Origin of the sequence: Paraburkholderia diazotrophica (genome assembly GCF_900108945.1) — a bacterium.
Lineage (GTDB): Bacteria > Pseudomonadota > Gammaproteobacteria > Burkholderiales > Burkholderiaceae > Paraburkholderia > Paraburkholderia diazotrophica.
The window spans coordinates 385,310-408,889 of record NZ_FNYE01000002.1; the positions used below are offsets into that span (position 1 = coordinate 385,310).

Genomic DNA, 23,580 nt, shown 5'->3' on the forward strand with positions numbered 1-23,580 from the left:
GGGGCGCGGGGGCGCGCTTTCCGGTCATTGACACAGGCGGCCATGGCGTAGAAAGCCATCGGTGCCGCGTCGCCGGAAACGGAATCAACAGGAGAAACTCATGGCATCCGTGAACAAGGTCATTCTCGTCGGCAATCTCGGCGCCGATCCGGAAGTCCGTTACCTTCCGAGCGGTGACGCAGTGGCGAACATCCGCCTTGCCACGACCGATCGCTACAAGGACAAGCAGTCGGGCGAATTCAAGGAAATGACTGAGTGGCATCGCGTGTCGTTCTTTGGGCGACTCGCGGAGATCGTGTCGGAGTACCTCAAGAAGGGCTCGTCGGTGTATATCGAAGGCCGTATCCGCACGCGCAAGTATCAGGCGCAGGACGGCACCGACCGTTACTCGACGGAAATCGTCGCTGATCAGATGCAGATGCTCGGCGGCCGCGGCGGTTCGGGCGGCGGTGGCGACGACGGCGGCTATAGCCGTGGCGAGTCGATGGAGCGCGGCGGTGGTGGCGGCCGCATGTCGGGCGGTGGCGGCGGTGGCCGTGTGTCGGGCGGTGGTGGCGGCGGTGGTCAGAGCCGTCCGAGCGCGCCGGCTGGCGGCGGCTTCGACGAGATGGACGACGATATTCCGTTCTAGACGCGTCCCGCACACATACAGTCCGACGCAGCGAAACATCGCGCGTCGAGTGAACAGGAAAACACCCCGCCTTCGAGCGGGGTGTTTCTTTATGCGCACGCCCGTTGCGACTGTTGCGAGAGCAAGGACAAGGGCAGGGTCAACCGAAGCCCGGCTCCACGCCTCAAGCCGCCCCCCCATTCGCCCGCAGAATCTGTCCGTTGACCCACCCGCTATCCGACCCTGCCAGAAACGAAACCACGGACGCAATATCCTCCGGCTGTCCCAGGCGTTGCAGCGGCGGCATCTTCGCGAAGTTCTGGATCTGTTCTTCCGTCTTGCCGTCGAGGAACAGCGCCGTCGCGACGGGCCCCGGCGCGACCGCATTCACGGTGATATCGCGGCCGCGCAGTTCCTTGGCGAAGACATGCGTGAACGCTTCGACGGCCGCCTTCGTCGCGTTGTAGATCGCGTAGCCCGGCATGTTCAGCGCGAGCGTCGTGCTAGAAAAGTTGACGATGCGTCCGCCGTTGTTCATTCGTGCCGCCGCTTCGCGCAACGTATTGAAAGTGCCGCGCATGTTGATGTCGAGGGTCTGCGTGTAGAGCGCATCGCTGGTGTCGGCGAGCGGCAGCACCTTCATGATGCCCGCGTTGTTGACGAGCACGTCGACCTTGCCCAGTTGCTGCTCGGTCGTTTCGAACATGTTGCGCACGTCGTCGGCGTTCGACACGTCCGCTTTCACTGCGATCGCAGCCGCGCCTTGCGCCTTCAGTTCCTCGACGAGAGCGTCCGCTTCCTTCGAACTCGCCGCGTAGTTGACGACGACGGCAAATCCATCGCTGGCGAGCCGCCGTGCGAGGGCCGCGCCGATGCCGCGCGATGCGCCCGTCACGATAGCCACCTTGGCATTCTTCACGTTGTTCATGATCCCGTTCCTCGAAGTAGTGATTCGGTGAAAGAATGATCGGATATTTCGTGGAAGAGATAATCGGCCGATACTTGCTATCATCATTCCATTTGCTTCAACAATTCACGCCAGACTGCGGAGCAAGCCGCCATGGACCGATTCCAGGAAATGCAGGTATTTGTCCGCATCGCCGAACGGCAGAGCTTCACGCGTGCCGCCGACGATCTGCAGATTCCACGTGCCACCGTCACGAATCTGATGAAGCGGATGGAGCAGCGGCTCGGCGCGCGGCTGCTCGAGCGCACGACGCGCACCGTGCGACTCACGCCCGACGGCGAAGCGTATTACCGGCGGTGCGTGCGTCTGCTCGCCGACATGGAAGAGGCCGAAGGCTCGTTCCGCAATGCTGCGCCAAAGGGACTGTTGCGCGTGAACTTACAGGGCACGCTCGCGCGGCATTTCATCGTCCCGGCGCTGCCGGACTTTCTCGAACGCTATCCGGGCATCGAGCTGCATATCGGCGAGGACGACCGGCTCGTCGATCTCGTGCGCGAGGGCGTCGATTGCGTGCTGCGGGCGGGCAACCTGCAGGATTCGTCGATGGTCGGTCGGCGCGTCGCGCGGCTCGAACAGGTGACGCTCGCGAGCCCCACGTATGTGGAGCGGCATGGCCTGCCGGCGGATCTCGCCGCGCTCGCGACGCATCGCGCCGTCAACTACATATCGAGTGCGACGGGCAGTGCAATGCCGCTCGAATTCACCGTCGACGAACGTGTGGTCGAAGTGAATCTCGAGGCGATCGTGTCGGTGACAGGCGCCGATCTGTACACGGGCGCCGCTGTTACCGGACTCGGTCTCGTACAGGTGCCGCGTTATCGGGTGCTGAACGAGCTCGCCACAGGCAGTCTCGTCGTCGTGCTGCCGCAGTTTCCGCCGCCGCCGATGCCCGTCACGGTGCTCTATCCGCAAAGCCGCCAGTTGTCGTCGCGCGTGCGCGCGTTCACGCAATGGCTGCGCGAGATCTTCGACGCTGCGGGCGGACTCAAGGTCGGCTGATCCACGACACGCCCGACGTTTCCGGGCGAGGTTGCGGGAGATCAAGTCCGGCGGCCTTCCGACAGAGAGCCTCCCGACAGGCCATAAAGTTTTCGGCAAATCAGCCGTAACTGGCAGTGTGGTGCATCTGCTTAATGTTCAATCGGGTTGCGGACCTTGCCTGGCGGCCTGGGCGCAGCGATTCTGCCACGGAACTCTGGAGATTCCCGTCAGGCGGCCATAGGAGACATGCTTCATGTTGAAAGGTCTTTCGATTCGCACGTACCTCACGTTGATGATTGTGCTGTTCGGCATCGTATTGCTGATCGGCGCGGCGGCGGGGCTGCTATCGCTGCGTGCGAGCAATGCGTCGTTGCAGCGGATGTATACGGTCGACACGCCCGCCGTTGCGGATCTCGAAGGCAGCGCGGGTCAGCTGCTTCGCCTGCGTCTCTCGCTCGCGACGTATTCATCGCTCAACGAACTGAATGATCAGGAAGGCGCCGACGCCGTACTCAAGCGGTTCGATACGTATCTGAAGGTGTCCAACGAACGTCTCGCCAATTTCCTTCGCAATGCGAGCAATGATGCCGACGAGCAGCGGCTCATCAAGGAGATGCAGGAAAAGCGCGACACGTTCCTGCACGAAGGCGTCGAACCTGCAATGGCGGCGCTCAAGGCAGGAGACAAGGCGACGTTCCACCAGTTGCAGGGGCACAAACTGTCGCCGCTCTATAGCGCCTATGAAAAGCCGATGCTGACGCTCGAAAAGGTGCAACTGGATCACGCCGAAAAGCGCTATCAGGATGCGCAGCAGCTCTTCTATGCCGTGACTATCGCAGTCGCAATCGGCATGGCGGGCACGCTGATCTTCTCGTGGATCGGACGCATCGTGATGGTTCGCGCGATCGTGCATCCCGTCGATGCCACCATCGAGCAGTTCCAGCGCATCGCGCACGGCGACCTGACGGGCCGCATCGAAAACACGGGCGACAACGAAATGGGCCGTCTCGCCGCGGCACTGCGCAGGATGCAGGAGTCACTCATCGCGACGGTGAACACGGTGCGCCACAGCACCGATTCGATCGACACAGGCGTGAGCGAAATCGCGGCGGGCAATACGAATCTGTCGCAGCGCACGGAAGAGCAGGCGGCCTCGCTCGAAGAAACGGCGGCGAGCATCGAGGAACTCACGTCGACCGTCAAGCAGACAGCCGACAACGCGAAGCAGGCCAGCTCGCTTGCGCAAGGCGCATCGACGCTCGCGGCGCAAGGCGGCGAACTTACGCAGCAGGTAGTCGGTACGATGCAGCAGATCGTCGACGACTCGCGGCGTATCGCCGATATCGTCGGCGTGATCGAGGGCATTGCGTTCCAGACGAATATCCTCGCGCTGAACGCTGCCGTCGAAGCCGCGCGCGCAGGCGAACAGGGGCGCGGCTTTGCCGTCGTCGCGAGCGAAGTCCGTTCGCTTGCGCAGCGCAGCGCGGCAGCGGCGAAGGAGATCAAGGGCTTGATCGGCGCGTCGAATGACCGTGTGACGGCGGGCGCCGATCTCGTCCAGCGTTCGGGCTCGACGATGACGGAGATCGTCGATGCGATTGCGCGTGTCAGCGCGATCATGAGCGAGATCGCCGAAGCGGCAAACGAGCAGAGCACGGGTATCGATCAGGTGAACGTCGCCGTCGCGCAGATGGATGAGGTGACGCAGCAGAATGCCGCGCTCGTCGAGCAGGCCGCAGCAGCCGCGAGTTCGCTCGAAGAGCAGGCGCGGCATCTCACTGAGGCCGTTTCCGTGTTCCGCACCGATAGCGCGCGGGCCTCGTCGCCTGCCGTTGCGCGTCGCGCGGTCGCGCAGAAGCCGGATCTGGACGTATCGCTGGAGACGGCCGAAGCGGTCTAGGCACGCTGGCGAATGGAATTGCGAAGACGCAGTTCATGTCTTTGCATCGCCTGTGGATGAAGGCGCGTGAAGAAGAGGAGAAGGAGGAGAAGCGCCAATAATTCGCGCTTCATCACCGGACAAAACAAAACGGCCGTGCAAGCCTTCAACGCTTGCACGGCCGTTTGTTTTTCTAGCGCAATGTGCGCGGCGGCTTAGGGCATTGAGGCCTTAGTGCCTTAAGGCCGCACCGCGTAGTACTTCGCCACGCCGTCGATTTCCTCCGGCGTCATGTTGCGCGCGACGTTGCGCATCTGCTCGTTGACGTCGTTATGACGATCGCCGTTGGCGAATGCGCGCAACTGCGCCGCCATATACACCGACGACTGCCCGCCCAGCCACGGCGCGGACCCTTTGCGGTCGCGCTCGCCGTGACACGCGGCGCACGGCGCGATGTTGCGCATCGGCGAGCCTTCGTTGACGAGCTTGCGGATGCTCGCGTCGTCGACAGTACCCTTTTCGACGGCGGGCGGGCGCGGCAGCGTCGAGTAGTAGTTCGCGAGATCGTGCAGATCGCGGTCGTTCAGGTTGCGGATGATAGGCGGCATGATCGAGTTCATGCGCTGGCCGCTCTGATAGTCGCGCAGCTGCTTGTAGACCACGTCTGCGTATTGTCCGGCGAGCACGGGTGCCGTGACCTGAATCAGGCTCTCCACGCCGTGGCACATCGAGCAGTTCTGCGCGAGCGTCGCGCCGCGCCCGACCGAAACGGCATCGGGACTCGGGCGGCTCAACGGCGGCGCGGGCGGCAGCACGATCACGTTGCTCGGCGCCGGGCCCGCGATGTTCTCGTTCTGCGAGTACCACGACGACGGCGCGCCCGCCGCGCTGCAAATCGTCGCCCAGAGTCCGCGTTGCGTGAAGTCGGGATGCTTCGACGGCAGCCAGATGAAGCCGATCAGAATCGACACGACAGCAATCGCAATCACGCCGCCGACGCTCGACGTGAACCATCGGTTGCTGAAGCTGAATACGCGGTCATCGCTCATCACCGTGCTCCCACTGAGACGGCCGGCACGGACGTCTGTTGCAAGCCGAGCAATTGCGCGATCGGCACGCTGTAGTTCACGACCGTCAGGCCGATCATCAGCGCGACCCACAGGCCGAAGCTGTTCAGCGCGGCCGGCACGCGCTCGACGGGATGCACGGGCGCGCTGAAGCGGAACTGCTTCGGCTGCTCTATCGCGCCGAACTGCGCTTTCGCGAGGATGTAGAGGAACAGCAGACCGGAGATCACGAGTATCAGTCCGCCGAATGCCGAAACCGCAACCCAGATCCCTTGCGGCGCAATCGCGGGATTGCTGTAGTCGTAATAGGCCATCCGGCGCGGCGCGCCGAGCAGGCCGACGTAGTGCCAGGGCAGCGTGACCACCATCATGCCGACGAACCACAGCCACAGTTGCCAGCGGATCAGGCTCAGCGAGCCGATCGCGCGGCCCGTCAGTTGCGGCCACAGTTCATACGCAATCGCGAAGTACATGATGACGATTGCGCCGCCGAAGATCAGGTGAAAGTGGCCCGTGATCCACTGCGTGTTGTGAACCGTCTCGTTGAGCTGATAGCTCATGTTGATGAGTCCGCCCGCGCCGCCGAAGCCGAGCATGATGAACGAGAACGTGATGACGAGCATCATCGGGTTGTCCCACGGCAGAGCCTTAAGCCAGCCGAACGCGCCCTTGCCGCCGCGCAGCCGCCCGGCGATTTCCACCGATGCGCAGATCGTGAACACGGTGAGCAATGTCGGCACCGACACCATGCCCGTGAACACGGCATGCACGAACTTGAAGCCCGCGCCCACTTGCGGATCGGCGAACAGATGGTGAATGCCGATCGGCATTGCGAACACGAGGAACAGGACGAACGAGACGCGCGCCATCGAGTCGCTGTACAGCCGTCCGCCGATCGCGCGCGGCACCAGCGTGTAGTACGCGATATACGACGGAATCAGCCAGAAGTAGACGATCGCGTGCAGCGTCCACGAGAACAGTACGCGCGCGAGGCCGGCGTCGATGGTCGTCTTGAGGCCGAGCGCGACGGGCAGGATCTGGAAGAGGATTTCGAGTGCCGCGCCGACGGCCGTCCACGCCCACAGATACGCGCCCGCGACGTTCGCATACATCGCGAGCGGCACTGGCTTGCCGGGATTCGCGCGCTTCCAGATGCGCAGGTTGATGCCCATCAGCGCGACCCAGATCCACGAGCCCACGACGACGAGCACGACGCCGAGGTAATAGAACGGGCTGCCGATCATCGGCGGATAGAACGTGAAGAGCACCGACGCCTGGCCGGCCGCGACGGGCACCATCGCCATCACCGCGCCGATCGCGAGCATGATCAGCGCGGCCCATGCCCACTTCAAGCCGACGAGCGCCTGTTGCAGCGCGAGTTCGACGATCGCGTAGCCGAAGCCCATCGCGACGAGCGTGGGCAGCACATAGGCCATCACCGTGCCGTGCGCCGTCACTGAACGGTAATAAAGCTCCGGTTCGCCGATCCACGGATGCAGCGGACTGCGCACGAGCATCTGCCATGCGCCCAGCAGCAGCGCAACACCGAACGAGATGAACGCGAGCCAGAAGTGCGCGAGAACGAGTCGCTTAGCGTGAAACACAGCTGAGCCTCCGATGTTGTTTTGCCTGTTCGAAGAAGGCAGCCTTGTCGATGACCTTCACGTGCGCCCACATCGTTTGATGACCGAAGCCGCAGAACTCATGGCACGGCATCAGATGATCGGCGGGTTTGTCGAAGGAGGAGGAAAACGTCGCGACATAGCCGGGCATGACCATCGTGTTGATGTTCGTGTCGGTGACGAGCAGGCCATGCACGACGTCGGCGCTCGTCGTGCGGAACGTGATGTCGGTGTCGGCGGGCACCAGCAGGCATTGCGGCGTGAACGAGTACTGCTGCGCGATGAAACGCACGATGACGGAGCCGTCGGGCTCGACAGCGCTGCCGAGATTGCTCTCGACGAATTCACCCGACATCTGCAGCCGCGATGGATCGACGGTCTCGACGCGCGACGGCGGCATCATGGCCCAGTGCAGCCCCGAGTACACGACGAGGACGAGCATGAACACGATGATCGCGATGACGAAGTACGCCCAGCGCCGCTCCGAACGCACGGAGACGGCATGACCGCTGTCTGGAGAATGGGAAGGTTGGGTCGACATGATCAGTGAATGACGCCACGCGGCAGAAACACGAGAAAGTAGAAGCCGATCCAGATCGCGAGGACGACCACGGCGGCGACGCCCGCGACCGCGATCGCGCCGTTCGGTCCTTGCGCGACGATGCGTTCGACTTCGTCGTCCGAAGCGTTGGCGTAGTGGTCGCCGGAGTGATCGTTAGGGTCCATCTGCGAAGTCTCCGAGGACAGGGTTGGTGTCAGTGAAGCGTGATCAGTGCAGCGGCGCCTTGCGCAACTCGTTGACCTGTTTCGCCGTCACGGGCTGGCCGTGATTGCCCCAGGCCGTGCGGATGTAGGTGACGACAGCGGCGGCGTCGACGTCGTTCAGTTCCTGCGCGAACGGCGGCATGCCATAGGGCTCCGGATTGCGCCGAGTGCCCGGCGGGAAGCCGCCGTTGAGCACGATGCGGATCGGGTTGACGGCCGAATCCATTTCAATGGACTGGTTGCGCGCGAGCGGCGGGTAATGCTGGAGCTTGCCTTCGCCGTTGTCGCCGTGGCACATCGCGCACTTCGTCATGTAGATGTGCTGGCCGGATTCGAACACGGCGGGCTTGACGGTCGCCGACGGACCCGTCTTGCGGCCCGGATCGTTGTCGGGCAGCGTCTTCAGATAGACGGCCATCGCCTTAGCGTCGTCGTCGGTCATGTATTGCAGGCTGTGGTACGTCACTTCCGCCATCGGGCCATAGACTGCGCCGCGATCCGAAATGCCTGCCTGCAGCAGATCGACGATGTCCTTGATGCTCCAGTCGCCGAGGCCGCCGTCCTTGTCGGAAGTGAGCGACGGCGCGTACCAGTTCTGCACCGGGATCAGGCCGCCCGCGAACTGCTCGCTCTTCGACGAGCCGCCGAGCAGATTGATCTTCGTGTGGCACATCGTGCAGTGGCCGAGCCCTTCGACGAGATACGCGCCGCGATTCCATTCGACAGAGCGCGTCGGGTTCGGCTGGAACTCGCCTTCGCGGAAGTACAGCGAACGCCACCCGATCAGCAGCTCGCGCTGGTTGAACGGAAAGCGCAGCTCATGCTTGCGGTTCGCCTGATGCACGGGCTCGACCGACTTCAGGTACGCGAAGATCGCATCGGAGTCTTCTCGCGTGACCTTCGTGTATTGCGCGATCGGCATCGCGGGATAGATCAGCTTGCCGTCCGGGCTCTTGCCCGTGCGCATCATCTTGAAGAAGTCGTCGGCCGTCCACTTGCCGATGCCGTACTCGTTGTCGGGGCTGATGTTCGGCGTGTAGAGCGTGCCGAACGGCGTTTCCATCGCGAGGCCACCGCCGAACGTCTTGCCTCGCGGCGCGGTATGACACGCGACGCAATCGCCCGCACGCGCAAGATACTCGCCGCGCACGACCTGTTCGGGACGGGCGCCTGCGGCCGTGGGCGCGGCTGCACCCGCTCCATAGGCAGCTGTGACGAACGGAGATTGCGCGGCGATGGCGGCGAGTGCAAGCGCGGTGCCTGCGAGCAGTGACATCGTCGCGCGGTGCGTGAGGCGAGCCGCACGTTGCATGCGATTCACGGAGCGAGAGGAGAGAGTCTTCATTCCGGTTGGCTCCCACATGCCAATGGCAGCTTGCCGGGCAGTCGCGGCACGGGACGCGGATCGGCGGGACGCGGCTGGCGCGCGAGCCAGCTCGAGACCGCGGTGATGTCCTTGTCGTTCAGTTTGACGGCGATCGAGTGCATGCAGTCGGGCGCGAGCGCATGACGGGTGCCGGAGCGCCATGTGCCCATCTGTCCGGCGATATAGCTCGCGTGCAGACCGAGCAGACCGGGGATGCCGGGCTGCTGTCCCGTCAGGCGCTCGCCGTGGCACGCGGCGCACGCGGGGATGCCGCGTTTGGTATCGCCTTGCATGACGAGCTGCTTGCCGTAGTCGAGCGTCGCTTGCGGCAACGGATTGGTATCGGGATTCGGATAAGGCGGCTGGCGATCGGCAAAGTACTGGCTGATCTTGCGCAGATAGTCGTCGGGCAGGAACGCGAGCAGATAGCCCATCGGCGGATACGTGCGGCCGCCGTCGCGGAATGCAGTGAGCTGGTTGAACAGATAGTCCGCGGGCTTGCCGGCGATGCGGGGGAAGTAGTCGTTGTTGCGCCCCTGGCCCTGCACGCCGTGGCAGGTCGTGCAGGCGTGCATTTTTTCGTCCATGGCCGACGGCGGCGGTACGTCGTTCGAGGCCGCAATCGAAGGCCGCGCACTCAGGGTGCAGATGGCGCAAATCAGCAACAGGATCGAAGAGCCGACGGTTCTGCGATGCACGAGTGGCCTCGTAGAGAAATGGGTTTCTAGATTCGTTGTTTGAACACCCTTTGAAGAGGCGGGTCGCTCTCTTCAATACTGCTTGGTCGCCTCAGTCACGTATGTGATCTATGTCAATCGAATGGCTGCTGCTCTTGTCCGTCCGACGCGCGGCGCCGACAGTGTATTCAAGTTCGCAAAAACATGCAGAATAGGGGACGGTTTTGCCAGCCTTTACGATGTTTTACCCGTCCGCTGCCTCGTGCGGCTGCGAAGCGGCTTTGACTGAGCACACGACCAGGCTTGCCGCAGAACCGACAAGCTAGAGCATCGCGATGACGCTGGCATTGCAACCATCATAGGAGGCAATCTGCGTGCTTTCAACGAATGCCAAAAGGAATGCCGCACGAAATGCGGTCGTTGTCCCGTTTGCGGACATGTCCGTTGCGTTCATGCAAGCAGCCGCATGAACGCTGCGCGCGCATTGGTGACCAGTGCGCTTTCGCCCGGACGCGCCGGCAACAGATGGAATTCGACGGAAGGCAACTGAGGCAGGCCGATGGTCGCCGGACACGGCACCATGCCCGAACCGATCGACGATTCATTCAGACACGAGATGCCGAGACCTGCCTTCAGCGCGAGTTGAAGCCCGGCCATGCCAGAGGCCGAATGCGACACGAGGTACGGCACATTGCGTTCGTCGAGCAATCTGACGACGAAGCGCTGCAACTGGCATGTCGAAGGCAGCAGCACAAGATGAAAAGGGGCGGCGAGATGCTGCGGATCGGCGTCGGCCGACATCGCCCATACGAGCTTCTCGCGCCGCACGACGGTGCTCGATGCGCGCGCGTTGGTACCCGTAGCGCGCTTCGTACCTGGCATCATGATGCGCAGCGACAGGCCGATATCGAACGTGGTGTCGTCTTCGACGCTGCTGTCGATTACCGCACTCGGCAGCACGGTCACATGCAGACGCAGGCGCGGATGCTGTTCGGAGAACATCTTCAGCACGCGCGCGACATCGTGCGGACGATAGTAGTCGGTGATCGCGATGCGCAACTCGCCGTCGAGCGACCGGCCTTGCAGGTCTTCGAACGCCGCTTCGCTCATCGCCAGAATACGGCGCGCGTGATCGAGCAGCTTCGCGCCCGCCGGCGTCGCGGTGACGCCTTGCTTGCCGCGCAGGAACAGAGGCTGACCCGCGCGCTCTTCGAGCTTCTTCAATTGCTCGCTCACCGACGATTGCGACAGGAACACGCGTTCCGCACCCGCCGACACGCTGCCCGCTTCCGCGACGGCGACGAAGGTGCGCAATTGCGCGAGGTCGAACGCACGCTGGTTCATGTTTCGGATTCTCCGATGGATGGCATCTCATTTTCCCGCTTTTCCGATTGATCGTCCAACCCTACGATAGCCGTCAACGGAACGGATGCGGAGGCGATCGTGGGGCAAGTGGTTGACGAAACTGGAAGTTCAGGCGGCGTGCGCGCCAATCATCGATGGAAGGTGCTCGGTGTCGGCTTTGCGGCGAACGCGAGTTTTTCGGCAGCGTTCTCGGGCATTCCGACGACGGCCGTGTTTCTGCGCCACGGATATCACATCGGCAATGGCGGGCTGGGCCTCGTGCTAGGCATGCTGGGCCTGGGGATCGCGGTCAGCGAACTGCCGTGGGGACTGCTCACCGACCGGTGGGGCGATCGGCGTGTGTTGCTGCTCGGCCTGCTGACGACGGCAGCGGCGCTCGCCGCGATGGCGGGCTTCGTCGTGCCTCACGGCACCCGTGCGCCGGGTATCGTGCCGCTCGCTCTTGGACTGCTTGCTGTCGGGCTGCTCGGCGGAAGCGTCAACGGGTCGAGCGGACGCGCGGTGATGGCATGGTTTCGCGAAGGCGAGCGCGGACTCGCGATGAGCATCCGGCAAACGGCCGTGCCCGCAGGCGGAGGACTCGGCGCGATCATGCTCCCGGCGCTCGCTGCGCACCTTGGGTTCGTCGCTGTGTACGGCGTGCTTGCTGCTTTGTGCGCCGTGACGGCGTGGTTCGCGTGGCGCTGGCTGCATGAGCCGCCCGTCGCGGCTGCGCCCGCAACCCATCAAGCGACCATCGACGACGAAAACGCCGCTTCACAGCCACAGACTGTTTCGCCGCTGCGCGACATCGGCGTGTGGCGCGTGGCGCTGGGTATCGGTGTGTTGTGCGTGCCGCAACTCGCCGTCGTCACGTTCGCGACGGTCTTTCTGCACGACTTCGGCCACGCAGGCGTGTTCGCGATCAGCGCGACGATGGCCGCCGTGCAGACGGGCGCGGCCGTCGCGCGCGTGTGGAGCGGCCGATGGACCGACCAGCACGGCAACAGGCGCCAGTACATGCGCGCTTGCAGTGTGCTCACGGCACTGCTCTTCGCATTGCTTGCGCTGATCGCTGCGGGTGTGGGCGGCAGGCACGGATGGACGACCGTCGCGCTCGCGGTGATGATCGTGCTCGGTGGCGTGAGCGCCTCGGCCTGGCATGGCGTGGCCTACACCGAACTCGCGACGCTCGCCGGGACGCGCCGCGCGGGCACGGCTCTCGCGATGGGCAATACCTGCGCGTTCATGACGCTGTTTGTTACGCCGCTCGCGATTCCTCCGCTGCTCGCCGCAATGTCGTGGCCGGCCGTGTGGGCGATTGCGAGCGCCTGCGCGTTGCTCGCGTTGCCGGTGTTTCCGCGCCCGTCGCGTGCTGCAGGGTATGGATCGCGTGTCAGGGCGTGATCGTCGGGTCGTATTTACAGGATTTTGGTTTAGGCGTTCAGCCACGTGCTGAACGTTTTTTTATTTTTTCGGTTATTGATTTATGCGCGATTCGTCGAATTAATCTGGTGACCGAAAAGCCTTCCGTCAAGTCTGAATTGTCTGTCATGAAAGTCAGATTTATTTTAGAAGTCGGTTTTTCTGATTCGTGCTTCCAGGGGCTTTCTCTTTCGCGCGTATATTTGGCGGCCGTGAAGATGCGAGTTGCCTATTTTTCAATATCGAATCCAAGCGTGCATAGGCAGGACGCCATGAATGAGGTGCGCCAAGCGTTACGGCTCCGCGCGTCGGCCGTGTTCGTGCGGCTGCTTCCTAACGGCCGTTTTGAAATTTCGGAAAACATTCGCTGAAAATGGATAAGCGTATTCAGCACGAAATCGTTTGAAAGCGGTAATTCTCAACGAAATTTTCAAATTATCTTTGAATCAGACATTGATTCGGAACTCTCTGATATTCCATTTTCCCGGCGGATGTTTTGATTCTGTTGGTCGGAACACGATTCGTTATATGTCGCAAGCGTAGCCGTAAAGCGGGCCCGTTTCGACGTTACTTTGAAAAGGGCGTTTCGGCGCTGACAGAGATAAACCAATAACAGGCAAGGCGGCAACAGTGAACCTTCGAGTCATGCTGGCAGACGATCACCCGTTTGTTCTGCTCGGTATCCGGGCCACTCTGATGGCGCAAGGAGGCTTCACTGTCGTCGGTGAGGCGACGAGTCCTTCGTCACTCGTGCAATTGATGGAGAAGACGCCATGCGACGTGCTCGTAACGGACCTGACCATGCCCGATTCGTCGGGCGACTCCGACGACGGTCTGCGACTCATTCGGCGCATTCGCACGCGTTGGCCGGAAGTACGCATCGTCGTGCTGACGAGTCTGACCAACGCCGCCATTCTCCGCTCGATCATGTCGGACGGCGTGATAGGCATGCTCAACAAGAGCGAATCGATGGACGAACTCGCGTCGGCCATCCGCTCAGCGGGCATGAGTCGCTCATACGTCAGCCGGTCGATCCTGCAAACCCTGGCGGACGCAAGCGGCGAGCCGCTTGGCATGTCACCCATGCGCCATCTGTCGCCGCGTCAGGCCGAAGTCATCCGGATGTTCGTGCGCGGCAAGTCGATCTCGGAGATTGCTCGCGAACTCGGGCGCGATGTCAGGACGGTCAGCCGGCAGAAGCGCGACGCGATGGCGAAGCTCGGCGTCAGCAACGACCCTGGACTCTTCGCGTTCGTGCGCGCATACGGTCTTGTACAGAGACATATAGCGGATTGCTAACTAATTATCCGATTCGTCAATTTCAGAGAACTCTTATGTCTGCGTGCAGTTGAATGTCTGATTCTCGCGGGCATCGCGCCCACTACATCGATACCAAGCTAGAGCACAGGAGGGACCCACGACGTGAACATCAGAAAGGACGTGACACTGCCGATCCGCACCATCATTGCCGACGATCATCCGCTCGTCCTGCTCGCGATGGAGAACCTGATGTCGGGCTTTCCGAACATCGAGCTGGTGGGTAAAGCAACAGACTCATCCGAACTGTTCGCCGAGGCACAGCGCGTCGAATGTGATCTCGTCGTCATGGATCTGTATATGCCGGGTGGCACGCATGGCGACGGTGTCGAAATGGTCCGTCGTTTCAGGGAGCGTCATCCCGATGTGGTTGTGGTTGTATTGACCATGGAGGTCGCGGCCGAGGTGCTGCAAAAAGCGATTGGACTTGGCGTGGGTGCCGTGATCAGCAAGCGCGATCGCATCGATCTCATTCACGTGGCGATCGTTACAGCGCTGGCGCGCGAATGCTATATCGGTCCAGCGATTCGTGCGCTGCTGGCCGAAGCCACGCTGTCGCGCCGCATCGACTACGTACGACAGGTTCTATCGAGACGTGAACTCGAAGTGCTGACGCACTATGCGTCGGGACGCGGCGTGACCGAGATCGCACTGAGGCTCGGACGAAGCGTCAAGACAATCAGCGCGCAGAAATGCACGGCGATGCGCAAGCTGTCGCTGCAAAGCGATGCCGATCTGTTCAGGTTCGCAGTCGAGCATGGTCTCGTGCCTGGCGACCAATCAGGCGCCGAAGGACGGATGGCCGCAAGAGCCTGACGCACTGGCATTGCGAACGTGGGCAAGGCGACCGTCCGAGGGGAAGCGCGATATGCGACGGCGGTCGACTAACAAGAATACAAAAAGATGGAAAACAAGATTCGCGTCATCATGGCCGATGACCACGCCTGTGTGCGCGATGGCATCCGGTTTTTGCTCAATCAGATCACGCATGTGTCGATTGTCGGCGAAGCGTCCGATACGCAAGGACTCGCCGATTTGCTCGATTCGTGCGCGTGTGACGTCGTCGTGTCGGATATCGGCATGCCGGGTATCGACGGCGAGAGCAATGCGATCCAGTTTCTGAGGCGTTTGTTGTATCACGCGCCACAGTTGCCCATCGTGGTGCTAACCATGATCCATCAGGCGTCCATCCTGGTGGGCCTGCTGCAGCACGGCGTTGCGGCCGTCGTCGACAAGCGCGACATCACGTCGTCGCTCGTTCATGCAATCGACGCTGCACTGACCGGGCAGGGCTATCTGTCCGATCACGCCCGCACCGCAATCGCGCAGGCGGGCGCGCCTCAGCCCAGGGTGGGTGTCATAAGTGCAGGCGAGTGGAAAGTGTTCACGATGTACGTAAGCGGTATGACGATCGGTCAGATTGCCGTCAGGCTCAACCGCAGCGCCAAGACGATCAGCACACAAAAGCGCAACGCGATGCGTAAGTTGGGGCTGGAAACGGAAGCCGACGTCATCGATTACGCCTGCCAGATCGGGCTCACGTGAGCGCATATCGCGAGCCTCAAGTGGCCCTTGAATGTGTCGCCGCTTTTCGGACTTGTCTGATTCCACCTTTTTTCAGCCAGGCAAACAATTCTCTGTTGTCCCCGATTCGCGGGGCGTGGCGCCATGCCATTGATTCGCCATGCAAATCAATCGACACCGAGCGCATCAATGAAACCAGCCCGTGGACTTATCGGGTGGCGCAGTTACGGGAGGGTGCATGTCAGGGCTGGGGAAGCGGTTGATCGTCGAGGGTGCCGGAACGGCGTGGCTCGTATTCGTGGGTTGCGGCACGGCTGTGCTCAATGCGGGTTTGCAAGGCAGCAGCGTGCTGGTCGTGCCGCTGGCATTCGGATTTGCGCTGGCTACGGCGATCTATGTGTTCGGGCGTTTTTCAGGCGCTCACTTCAATCCCGCCGTCACTGTCGGCTTCGTGACGGCTCAGCGTTTTCCCGTTCGCGATCTCGCTCCGTATATTGCCGCGCAGGTTCTCGGCGCGATCGCTGGCGCTGCGTTGCTTGCTTATATCGCAAGCGGCCGACCCGGCTTCGCGCTTGCGGCTAGCGAATTTGGCGCCAACGGATATGGCGATCACTCTCCCGCCGACTTTCAATTCCACTCGGCTTTGGCCGTTGAACTGGCGATGTCCTTCGCGTTCGTCATGGCGCGCATGCTGACATCAGACGGCAGATCGGCGAGATTGCTTGGTCCACTGGTAACAGGCGTGTGGCTGACGTTGAGCTACATCGTCGCTACACCTGTGACCAACGCGTCGCTCAATCCCGCGCGTTCGACGGGGCCGGCGCTCTTCGTCGGCGATTGGGCGCTCGATCAGTTGTGGCTGTTCTGGGCAGCGCCGCTGGCAGGCGGCGTGCTCGCCGGCCTGCTGCATTCGTATCTGCTATGTCATCCGAACGATGCGCTTGCGCCTTCTTCGCGCGGGGATAGGCACGGCGAATCGGCGTGAGTGCGCAATCATGCTTTCGTCGTGCGTTTCCACCCGTTCGTTTTCAGGCTTCGCATTCGGCGCCACGCTGATCCGCATCTGTCGGGCGCTCGTAAGCAGCCTCGCGTTGTTGTCGATGCTGTGCGGCCAACCGGCGTACGCGGCACCTGAACGCGATCCGCTCGCGTTCCCATCGACGCTGGTTGTCGGCGTGCTCGAGAACGGCTGGTCGCCATTCGAGATGTTTCAGGAGGGCGCACTCGCCGGCTTGAGCGTCGACTATCTGCATGCGGTTGTCGGACCGGACACGAAGATCGAGACGAAGAGCTTTCCGGACATGGAGCAACTGCTCGCGGCGGCATGTTCGAACCGGGTCGATGTGCTGATGAGCATCGCTCGCACACCGGAGCGTGAGCATTGCCTGTCGTTCTCGGTGCCTTACTTTCGCGGTTCGACTTCTGCCGTGACGCTTGCCAGCAATGCGCTGGTGTTGTCCGGCCAGACACAGGTCCAGAACGCGCGTGTCGCCGTCGAACGCGGTTTTGCGCTCAGTTCGGTGTTGCGTGAGCGATATCCGCGCGCCCGGATCGATTCCTTCGCCGACACGTCATCGGCGTTACGGGCGGTCAAACAGGGCGGCGACGACGTCTACTTTGGCTTCACTCCCGCTGTGCGGCACTACCTCGCCGATCCCGAATTTCGCAGCCTGAGCGTCGCATTCGAGGAAACCGGCCAGTTCAGCGAGATGCGCTTCGCGGTGCCTGTTGCGAGGAGCGATCTGCGAGACAAGCTGGACAGCGGACTCGCAGCGATGCAACCAGAAGACGAGGCCGCCATTCGGGCGCGCTGGCTCGGCGGCGGCTTCGACGCACGGCCTGCTTCGATGGTATCCAATCTCGTGCTGAGCCGCGAAGAGCAGGCCTGGCTTCAATCGCTGCCGCCATTGTCGGTTGGCTTCGACAGCAATTGGGCTCCATTCAGTACGCTCGATGAAATGGGTAGACCGTCGGGCGTCGCCGCCGACTATCTCGACTATCTCGGCCGCACACTTGGCGTCACCTTCCATCGCGCGCCTGCGAAGGACTGGTTCGCGACGATTGCCGACTTCGGCCGCGGCAACGTCGCCGTGCTCGCCACCGCCACGCGCAACGATCCGCGGCTGTCGCGAGCGGCCTTTAGCCAGGCATACGAAACTTATCCGCTCGTCATCGTGGCGCGCGAAAACGAACCGGCCGCGCGCAGTCTCAACGATTTCTCGTCGCGCCGTGTAATGGTGTCGGCGCATACCCAGGGTTCGGTGCCGTTTCATCTGTATGGCGTATCTGCGGCGCACGTGGCCGTTACTGCGAGGCTCGACGAGGCCTTGAAGGCGATTGCCTCAGGCCGCGCCGATGCGCTGGTCGGCAATGTCGCCGAAGTCGATGCCGCGCTGACGCAGCAATATGCTGGCGTGCTGAAGATCGTCGGTACAGTGCGCGAACCGGACGCGGTGGGCTTCGCAGTCCGTCAGAACCTCGCGCCGCTGGCCGGGCTGATCGACCGGGCATTGCTCGCGATGCCCGCCTCGGAGCGGCAGCGTATCCGTCAGAAGTGGGTGACGGGCGACCTCCACGCGCAGGGCGCCTGGAGCGTGACCGCGCTCAGGCTGTTGCCGGTGCTGATCGGTATCGGCGTTGTGCTGCTGGTGACGCTGCGGGCGTACGTGATGTTGCAGCGTGAAGTCACCCGGCGCGAACGCACGGAGCACGAACTCGAGTCGCAGCTGAACTTCCAGCAAACGATGATGGAAATGATGCCGTATCCGTTCGTCGCGAAAGATTTGCGCGGGCGCTACATCGCCGTCAATCGTGCCTACGAGGAAGCGACCGGGCTCAGACGCAACGCGGTGATGGCCCGCACGAGCACCGACGTCCGCGCGTGGGGCGAGGACAACAGCGTGCGTCTCGAACAGCTGACGCATGACGCGCTGGCGAGTGGAATACCCACGCAGATCGAGCTCGAATTCGACGACCCCAACGGCGATACGCGGCACGGTCTGTTCTGCGTACGTGTTTGCAACGGTGCCGACGGTACGCCTTCGTGTGTGCTGGGCACGGTCGTCGACATCACCGACATTCGCCGCGCCGAAATGCTTGCGAGCGAAACGCAGCGGCGTCTCGTCGACGTGACAGCGTCGCTGCCGGCCGTGGTGTTCCAGTTGCGCCGCGGGCTCGATGGCAAGTACACGTTCCCGTACGTCGGCGGCGATACCAAGCATCTGCTCGGCTACGACAGCGCGGCGCTGATGCGCACAGGCGCACTCGATTTCGCCACCATCTGCATGGACGACCGGCCGGTAGTCGTTTCGGAACTGGAACGCTCGGCGGAATTGTCGACGCCCGTGCACCTGGAATTCCGGATCGACGGGCCGACCGAGCAGCGCTGGGTTCGCGCTGAGCTGGTGCCGCGTCTCGAGCCGTCGGGCGTGACAGTCTGGAGCGGCTATTGGGTGGACGCGAGCATCGAGCGGTTGCGAGCCGACGAGCTGGCGCACGCGCGCGATCTGGCCGAAGCCGCCTCGCGCGCAAAGGACGACTTTCTCGCGATGATGAGCCACGAAATCCGTACGCCGATGAACGGCGTGCTCGGGCTCGTCGAAGTACTGGAGCGCACGCGGCTCGAAGCCGATCAGGGCGAGATGCTCCGTATGATTCACGAGTCGGCGGGCGCGTTGCTGCAAATTCTCGATGACTTGCTCGACTACTCGAAGATCGAAGCGGGACGGCTGACCATCGAATCGGAGCCCATCGACTTGCGCGATCTCGTCGACACGGCAGTTGGCCTGCTGGCAGGACGCGCGCATGAGAAAGGCCTGAAAGTGCGCGTCGATGTCGAGCCTCAGGTGGCCGCGACGCTGCGCGGCGACAGCGTTCGTCTGCGACAAATCCTGTTCAATCTGCTCGGCAACGCGATCAAGTTCACGCCTCAAGGTGAGGTCGACGTGCGCGTCGTAGTGATTGAGCAGAGCGAGGCAGGGCAAACAGTCGAGATCACCGTCGACGATACGGGTATCGGCATCGCGCCCGAAGTGCAGGCGCGGCTGTTCGAGCCGTTCGTGCAGGCGGAATCGTCAACGACGCGGCGCTTCGGCGGCACAGGCCTCGGCCTCACGATCTGCCGTAAGCTCGTTGCGTTGATGGGCGGCACGCTCACGTTGTCCAGTACGCAAGGCAAAGGCACGCGCATGAAGTTGCGGCTGCTGATGCCGCTCGAAACGGAGCACTACACGGCGGGCGGATTGCGCGGCAAGCGTGGGATAGTCGCGACAGCCGATGCGGCCGTCGCGCAGGCGCTGATCCACTTCGGCGCGGCGCTCGGCATCGATTTGCGTTGCGCTGATCCGGAGCGCGAGCAATTGAGCGATCCGCGAGCGCTGCGTGATGTGGATCTGGTTTTTGTCGACGTTGGCGTTGAAGTGCCCGCAGCCGTCGAGCAGTCCGGCGCGAAGGTCGTCGTCCTGACCGAGAAGCCCAAGCCGACGGGCTACCGGATCGTCGACAACGCCGTACGCGTGAGCATCAATCCGATTTCGTGGCGCGGCCTGAGCGCGGCATGCGCCGCGGCGCTGACGGGACTGTCGCCCGCGCCGGCGCGGGCGACTGGTGAGGCAGAGGCGGGCGTCGTTGCGCCGCCGGATCGGGAACGCGCGATAGCGAGCGGTCGGCTCGTGCTCGTCGCCGAAGATCATCCCGTGAACCAGGAATTGATCCGTCATCAACTGGCGCTGCTCGGCTTTGCCTGCGACGTCGTCAACGATGGTGCCGAAGCCATCGACGCGCTCGGCTCGACACCGTACGGCTTTCTCATTACCGACTGCCACATGCCTCGGATGTCCGGCTACGAACTCGCGCGAGCGATTCGCGAGAAAGAGGCGCAGACGGGCGCGCGGCTGCCGATTCTCGGCATCACCGCGAACACCGCGCCGGAAGATTTGAAGGCGTGCCGCGACGCCGGTATGGACGATTGCCTCATCAAGCCAACGCGCCTCGCCACGTTGCGCGACTACCTGAGCCGTTGGTTCGTTGCGGACAGCTCGCGTACGGGCACGCCCGGCGAGGCGCCAGGCGTCCCCGTTGCCGACGCGCGGCCCGAGAATGCCGACACCACGACGTTCGTCCCCGTCGATCTGAGCCAGCTGACCCAGGTCTGGGGCAGCGAGTCGACGGTGAAGTCGTTGCTCGATGCGTTCGTGTCCGCGGTGCGCGACGACATGCGCGCGTTGCCGGCGCTGCTGCATGAGCCGGATGTCGCGGAGCTGCGGCAATGGCATCATCGCGTCGCCGGCGCCGTTAGCGTGTTGCAGTATCCGCCGTTGCTTCGAGCGCTCGAACACTATCGTCGGCAGTTGACGGTTGCACCGCCCGAGACGCTGCGCAGCGAAGGCATCACCCTCGCGCGTATGTGCAATGCGATGCTCGACGGCATCGAGGTGCAGGCTGCGCTGCTTGCATAAGGTCTCGTTTCCTCCCGCTTGGCAAGGCTTTGCGTCGCTGCGTGTGCTTCACACGCAGCGCTGCGATTTGCACTAGTATGTGCTGGCGCTACGTGCGGCATCGCGTCGACAGCCATGCGTATGCGCCGATGCCGCGTGCAAAGACTCGGAGAAAACAATGACTGCAATTCGAAAGCTGAGCTTGGTGGCTGTACTGTGGGCGCTGGCGTCGGGGGTTGCGCTTGCGGATACGGTCGAATTGAAGGCCGACCTCGAACCGTCGAGCGAAGTGCCGCCGCGCGTCAGCCACGGACACGGCGCGTTGGATGCCACTTTCGACACGTCGACCAAAACCCTTAAATGGACGGCAACGTACGAGGGCTTGTCGGGGCCTGTGACGATGGCACACTTCCATGGTCCTGCCCCCGTCGGTCAAAACGCGAAGGTGCAGGTGCCTATCGACAAGAGCGCGTTGGCCAGCCCGATCAAAGGTTCCGCGACGCTGACCGAACAGCAGGTCACGGACCTCATGGCGGGCCAGTGGTATTTCAACGTTCACACCGCGCAGAATCCGTCGGGTGAAATTCGCGGCCAGCTCCTGCCGGCGAATTGAACGATCGCGTTCGCCGGAAGCGCCCACGCCGTTTCTGGCTTTCGTTACCTTTCCAAACGGCGCGCCCGGTTGCGACGCCAAAAGAACCCCCTTCGAGTCTCCTTCGACGGAAGCCAGCCAAAAGCCACGTACCATGACGCTTAACCGTCGATGGAGGCCATTCCGATGAGTTGGCAAAGCGCCTTGGCGTGCTGGTTTCTGCGCCGTCAGTTTCATCCGCAGACGCGGCATTCGACGATCAACGCCGAACGCGCGCGCAAGATGACAGCGAAGCGCGCCTATACGCCGCGCGTGCCGCCCGGCTGGACGTTGCACGAACGGTATCGCGAGCAGGACTGGCCGTTGCGCGGCGAATGGCTCACGCGCGCCGACGGCCGACACGCGGCGACGATCCTGTATCTGCATGGCGGCGGCTACTACTTTTGCTCGCCGCAGACGCATCGCGCGGCTTCCTTCGGCCTCGCCACGCGCAGCGGCGCGCGCGTCTTCTCGCTCGATTACCGGCTCGCGCCGGAGCACCCGTTTCCTGCCGCGCTCGACGATGCGCTCGCCGCGTATCGACATCTGCTCGACGAAGGGACGAAGCCGGGATCGATCGTGATCGCGGGCGATTCGGCGGGCGGCGGTCTCGCGCTCGCGACGCTCGTCGCGTTGCGCGATGCAGGCGATTCGCTGCCCGCGGGCGCGGTCCTGTTTTCTCCGTGGACCGATCTGGCCGCGACAGGCGCCTCGTTGCAAACCAATGACGGGATCGATCCGATGTTTCATGGTCCGTCCGTCGCGCGCGCGGCAAAGCTTTATCTCGGCGGCACGCCCGCGACGCATCCGTACGCTTCGCCGCTCTACGCGGACCTGAGCGGCCTGCCGCCGCTCTTCATGCACGTGAGCAGCACGGAGGTGCTGCTCGACGATTCACGCCGCGTCGTGGACAAGGCGCGCACCGCGGGCGTCGATGTCGACTTCGAGATCTGGCGCAAGATGCCGCACGTATGGCAGCTGTGGGTGCCGTTCATTCCGGAGGCGAGCCGCTCGCTCGATCTCGCCGCCCGTTTCGTCCGGCGCGTGACGGGCATGCAGGGCGATCTTCATCCGTCGAGCGAAACGTCGATTGCCTGATAGGCCGCTTGGACGGCCTCCGGGCCGTACTGGCGCTCGAGCCTGCGCACGGTGAAGTGGCCGTGCGCGACCTGCTGGAAGTGATCGATGAACACGGTATTCACCATCGCGCCGAGCACCGCGCCGATCGCCGGAATCGACTTGGCCGCGATCTGTTCGCTGACCTGCACCGAGAAGCGCGACGCGATCGTGCTCACGAGGCGCAGCAGTGCGGCCGAGCCGTGCGTGGTGAAGCCCTTCGTCGCGATCTCCGACGACGCCTTCGACACCGCCTGCGCCAGCGCGCCGCGCATGATGAAGTAGCCGTAATCGGCATCGTCATCGGCTTTCGACGTGCCGCCCATGCCGAGCACAGTCAGACATTGCAACTGCGTATCGATCGACGTCAGATCCTCGCCCTCGCTGCGCGCGACATCGCAGATCGAGCGGAACATCAGCGTCGTCGTGACGGGCAGTTCGACGGGCAGCGCAAGCAGTCCGAATGCGCCGCCTGCGGCACCCGTCGTCGCGACGGCGAACTTGTGCAGCAGATTGCTCGGCCGTTCGCTGACGCCGGTCGGCGCGCCGCCGATCGGTCGCCCGAGCGTGCGCAGCGCGATTTGCAGACACTTGCGCAGCGCGAGTTGCGTCGCGTCGTTGACCTTGTCGTTGGCCATCGGCGGCATGCGCGCGATCAATTTCTCCAGCGGCGCCCCGACGATGCCCGCCAGTTTCATCGCCAGCGCAGGGCTTTCGAGTTCGTGCCTGGCGCGGCGCAGAGCCGCGAGGTCGTCGGTGGAAAGCGGTGTGGCGGCAAGCGTGGCTGGATTCATGAATCTTCCTGACTTCGTCTGATGGCGATTTGCTTACGCATTCTGGGCGAAAACGGCACG

General features: G+C 63.0%; 21 protein-coding genes. 12 read left to right on the top strand and 9 right to left on the bottom strand.

Features of this window, described 5'->3' with window-relative positions; translation table 11 throughout:
• The first annotated feature begins 100 nt into the window (after nucleotides 1-100).
• On the top strand, nucleotides 101-631 hold the full coding sequence (locus tag BMW76_RS04460) for a single-stranded DNA-binding protein (protein WP_090863441.1): 531 nt from the start codon (nucleotides 101-103) through the stop codon (nucleotides 629-631).
• A gap of 163 nt (nucleotides 632-794) precedes the next feature.
• Here BMW76_RS04460 and BMW76_RS04465 read toward each other — a convergent pair whose 3' ends face one another.
• Entirely contained in the window at nucleotides 795-1,538 is a 744-nt protein-coding gene (locus BMW76_RS04465) for an SDR family oxidoreductase (RefSeq protein ID WP_090863443.1), read from the bottom strand.
• A gap of 132 nt (nucleotides 1,539-1,670) precedes the next feature.
• On the opposite strand from BMW76_RS04465, the gene BMW76_RS04470 reads away from it, so the two are divergent.
• The gene (locus tag BMW76_RS04470; RefSeq protein WP_090863446.1) at nucleotides 1,671-2,576 is read left to right on the top strand and encodes a LysR family transcriptional regulator; all 906 of its coding nucleotides are present in this window, start codon (nucleotides 1,671-1,673) and stop codon (nucleotides 2,574-2,576) included.
• Nucleotides 2,577-2,811: 235 nt separating this feature from the next.
• Entirely contained in the window at nucleotides 2,812-4,458 is a 1,647-nt protein-coding gene (locus BMW76_RS04475) for a methyl-accepting chemotaxis protein (RefSeq protein WP_090863449.1), read from the top strand.
• A 218-nt stretch (nucleotides 4,459-4,676) separates the two neighbouring features.
• Here BMW76_RS04475 and BMW76_RS04480 read toward each other — a convergent pair whose 3' ends face one another.
• The 7 genes from BMW76_RS04480 to BMW76_RS04510 form a co-directional block, all read right to left on the bottom strand.
• Nucleotides 4,677-5,486 carry a c-type cytochrome gene (locus BMW76_RS04480; RefSeq protein WP_090863452.1) on the bottom strand — a complete coding sequence of 270 codons (810 nt, stop codon included), beginning with the start codon at nucleotides 5,484-5,486 and terminating at the stop codon, nucleotides 4,677-4,679.
• Nucleotides 5,486-7,108, bottom strand: a complete 1,623-nt coding sequence (locus tag BMW76_RS04485) for a b(o/a)3-type cytochrome-c oxidase subunit 1 (protein WP_090863455.1) — start codon at nucleotides 7,106-7,108, stop codon at nucleotides 5,486-5,488. Before BMW76_RS04485 ends, BMW76_RS04480 begins: the two co-directional genes overlap by 1 nt.
• Nucleotides 7,095-7,667, bottom strand: a complete 573-nt coding sequence (locus tag BMW76_RS04490) for a cupredoxin domain-containing protein (protein WP_090863458.1) — start codon at nucleotides 7,665-7,667, stop codon at nucleotides 7,095-7,097. Before BMW76_RS04490 ends, BMW76_RS04485 begins: the two co-directional genes overlap by 14 nt.
• 2 nt (nucleotides 7,668-7,669) lie before the next feature.
• A complete protein-coding gene (locus tag BMW76_RS04495) occupies nucleotides 7,670-7,852 on the bottom strand; it encodes a hypothetical protein (RefSeq protein ID WP_090863461.1) in 183 nt (60 codons plus the stop codon).
• 43 nt (nucleotides 7,853-7,895) lie between these two features.
• Nucleotides 7,896-9,236 carry a c-type cytochrome gene (locus BMW76_RS04500; RefSeq protein ID WP_090863464.1) on the bottom strand — a complete coding sequence of 447 codons (1,341 nt, stop codon included), beginning with the start codon at nucleotides 9,234-9,236 and terminating at the stop codon, nucleotides 7,896-7,898.
• Complete coding sequence (locus BMW76_RS04505) at nucleotides 9,233-9,955, bottom strand: c-type cytochrome (protein WP_090863467.1); 723 nt, start codon at nucleotides 9,953-9,955, stop codon at nucleotides 9,233-9,235. The genes BMW76_RS04500 and BMW76_RS04505 overlap by 4 nt, the downstream gene beginning before the upstream one ends.
• A gap of 429 nt (nucleotides 9,956-10,384) precedes the next feature.
• Entirely contained in the window at nucleotides 10,385-11,278 is an 894-nt protein-coding gene (locus BMW76_RS04510; protein ID WP_090863470.1) for a LysR family transcriptional regulator, read from the bottom strand.
• A gap of 99 nt (nucleotides 11,279-11,377) precedes the next feature.
• Here BMW76_RS04510 and BMW76_RS04515 point away from each other — a divergent pair, with 99 nt between their 5' ends.
• The 9 genes from BMW76_RS04515 to BMW76_RS04550 all read left to right on the top strand — a co-directional run bounded on the left by BMW76_RS04515 (nucleotide 11,378) and on the right by BMW76_RS04550 (nucleotide 22,708).
• Nucleotides 11,378-12,685 carry an MFS transporter gene (locus tag BMW76_RS04515; RefSeq protein WP_245763114.1) on the top strand — a complete coding sequence of 436 codons (1,308 nt, stop codon included), beginning with the start codon at nucleotides 11,378-11,380 and terminating at the stop codon, nucleotides 12,683-12,685.
• A complete protein-coding gene (locus BMW76_RS40160; protein WP_143062203.1) occupies nucleotides 12,682-13,074 on the top strand; it encodes a hypothetical protein in 393 nt (130 codons plus the stop codon). The genes BMW76_RS04515 and BMW76_RS40160 overlap by 4 nt, the downstream gene beginning before the upstream one ends.
• Nucleotides 13,075-13,348: 274 nt before the next feature.
• Nucleotides 13,349-14,002 carry a response regulator transcription factor gene (locus BMW76_RS04520; RefSeq protein WP_090863476.1) on the top strand — a complete coding sequence of 218 codons (654 nt, stop codon included), beginning with the start codon at nucleotides 13,349-13,351 and terminating at the stop codon, nucleotides 14,000-14,002.
• 123 nt (nucleotides 14,003-14,125) lie between these two features.
• Nucleotides 14,126-14,836: a response regulator transcription factor gene (locus tag BMW76_RS04525; RefSeq protein ID WP_090863479.1), complete on the top strand. Its 711-nt coding sequence runs from the start codon at nucleotides 14,126-14,128 to the stop codon at nucleotides 14,834-14,836.
• A gap of 87 nt (nucleotides 14,837-14,923) precedes the next feature.
• Nucleotides 14,924-15,565 (top strand): response regulator transcription factor, encoded by a 642-nt coding sequence (locus BMW76_RS04530; RefSeq protein WP_090863482.1) that lies wholly within the window; start codon nucleotides 14,924-14,926, stop codon nucleotides 15,563-15,565.
• 217 nt (nucleotides 15,566-15,782) lie between these two features.
• Nucleotides 15,783-16,529, top strand: a complete 747-nt coding sequence (locus tag BMW76_RS04535; RefSeq protein WP_090863485.1) for an aquaporin — start codon at nucleotides 15,783-15,785, stop codon at nucleotides 16,527-16,529.
• Between the two features lie 115 nt (nucleotides 16,530-16,644).
• Nucleotides 16,645-21,000, top strand: coding sequence for an ATP-binding protein (locus BMW76_RS04540; RefSeq protein ID WP_407668886.1), 4,356 nt, complete (start codon nucleotides 16,645-16,647; stop codon nucleotides 20,998-21,000).
• Nucleotides 21,001-21,157: 157 nt separating this feature from the next.
• Nucleotides 21,158-21,592, top strand: a complete 435-nt coding sequence (locus tag BMW76_RS04545; protein ID WP_090863490.1) for a CHRD domain-containing protein — start codon at nucleotides 21,158-21,160, stop codon at nucleotides 21,590-21,592.
• 165 nt (nucleotides 21,593-21,757) lie between these two features.
• The gene (locus BMW76_RS04550; protein ID WP_090863493.1) at nucleotides 21,758-22,708 is read left to right on the top strand and encodes an alpha/beta hydrolase; all 951 of its coding nucleotides are present in this window, start codon (nucleotides 21,758-21,760) and stop codon (nucleotides 22,706-22,708) included.
• On the opposite strand, the gene BMW76_RS04555 is transcribed toward BMW76_RS04550, so the two are convergent.
• Nucleotides 22,678-23,520, bottom strand: a complete 843-nt coding sequence (locus BMW76_RS04555; RefSeq protein ID WP_090863496.1) for an EcsC family protein — start codon at nucleotides 23,518-23,520, stop codon at nucleotides 22,678-22,680. The genes BMW76_RS04550 and BMW76_RS04555 overlap by 31 nt on opposite strands.
• Nucleotides 23,521-23,580 lie beyond the last annotated feature (60 nt).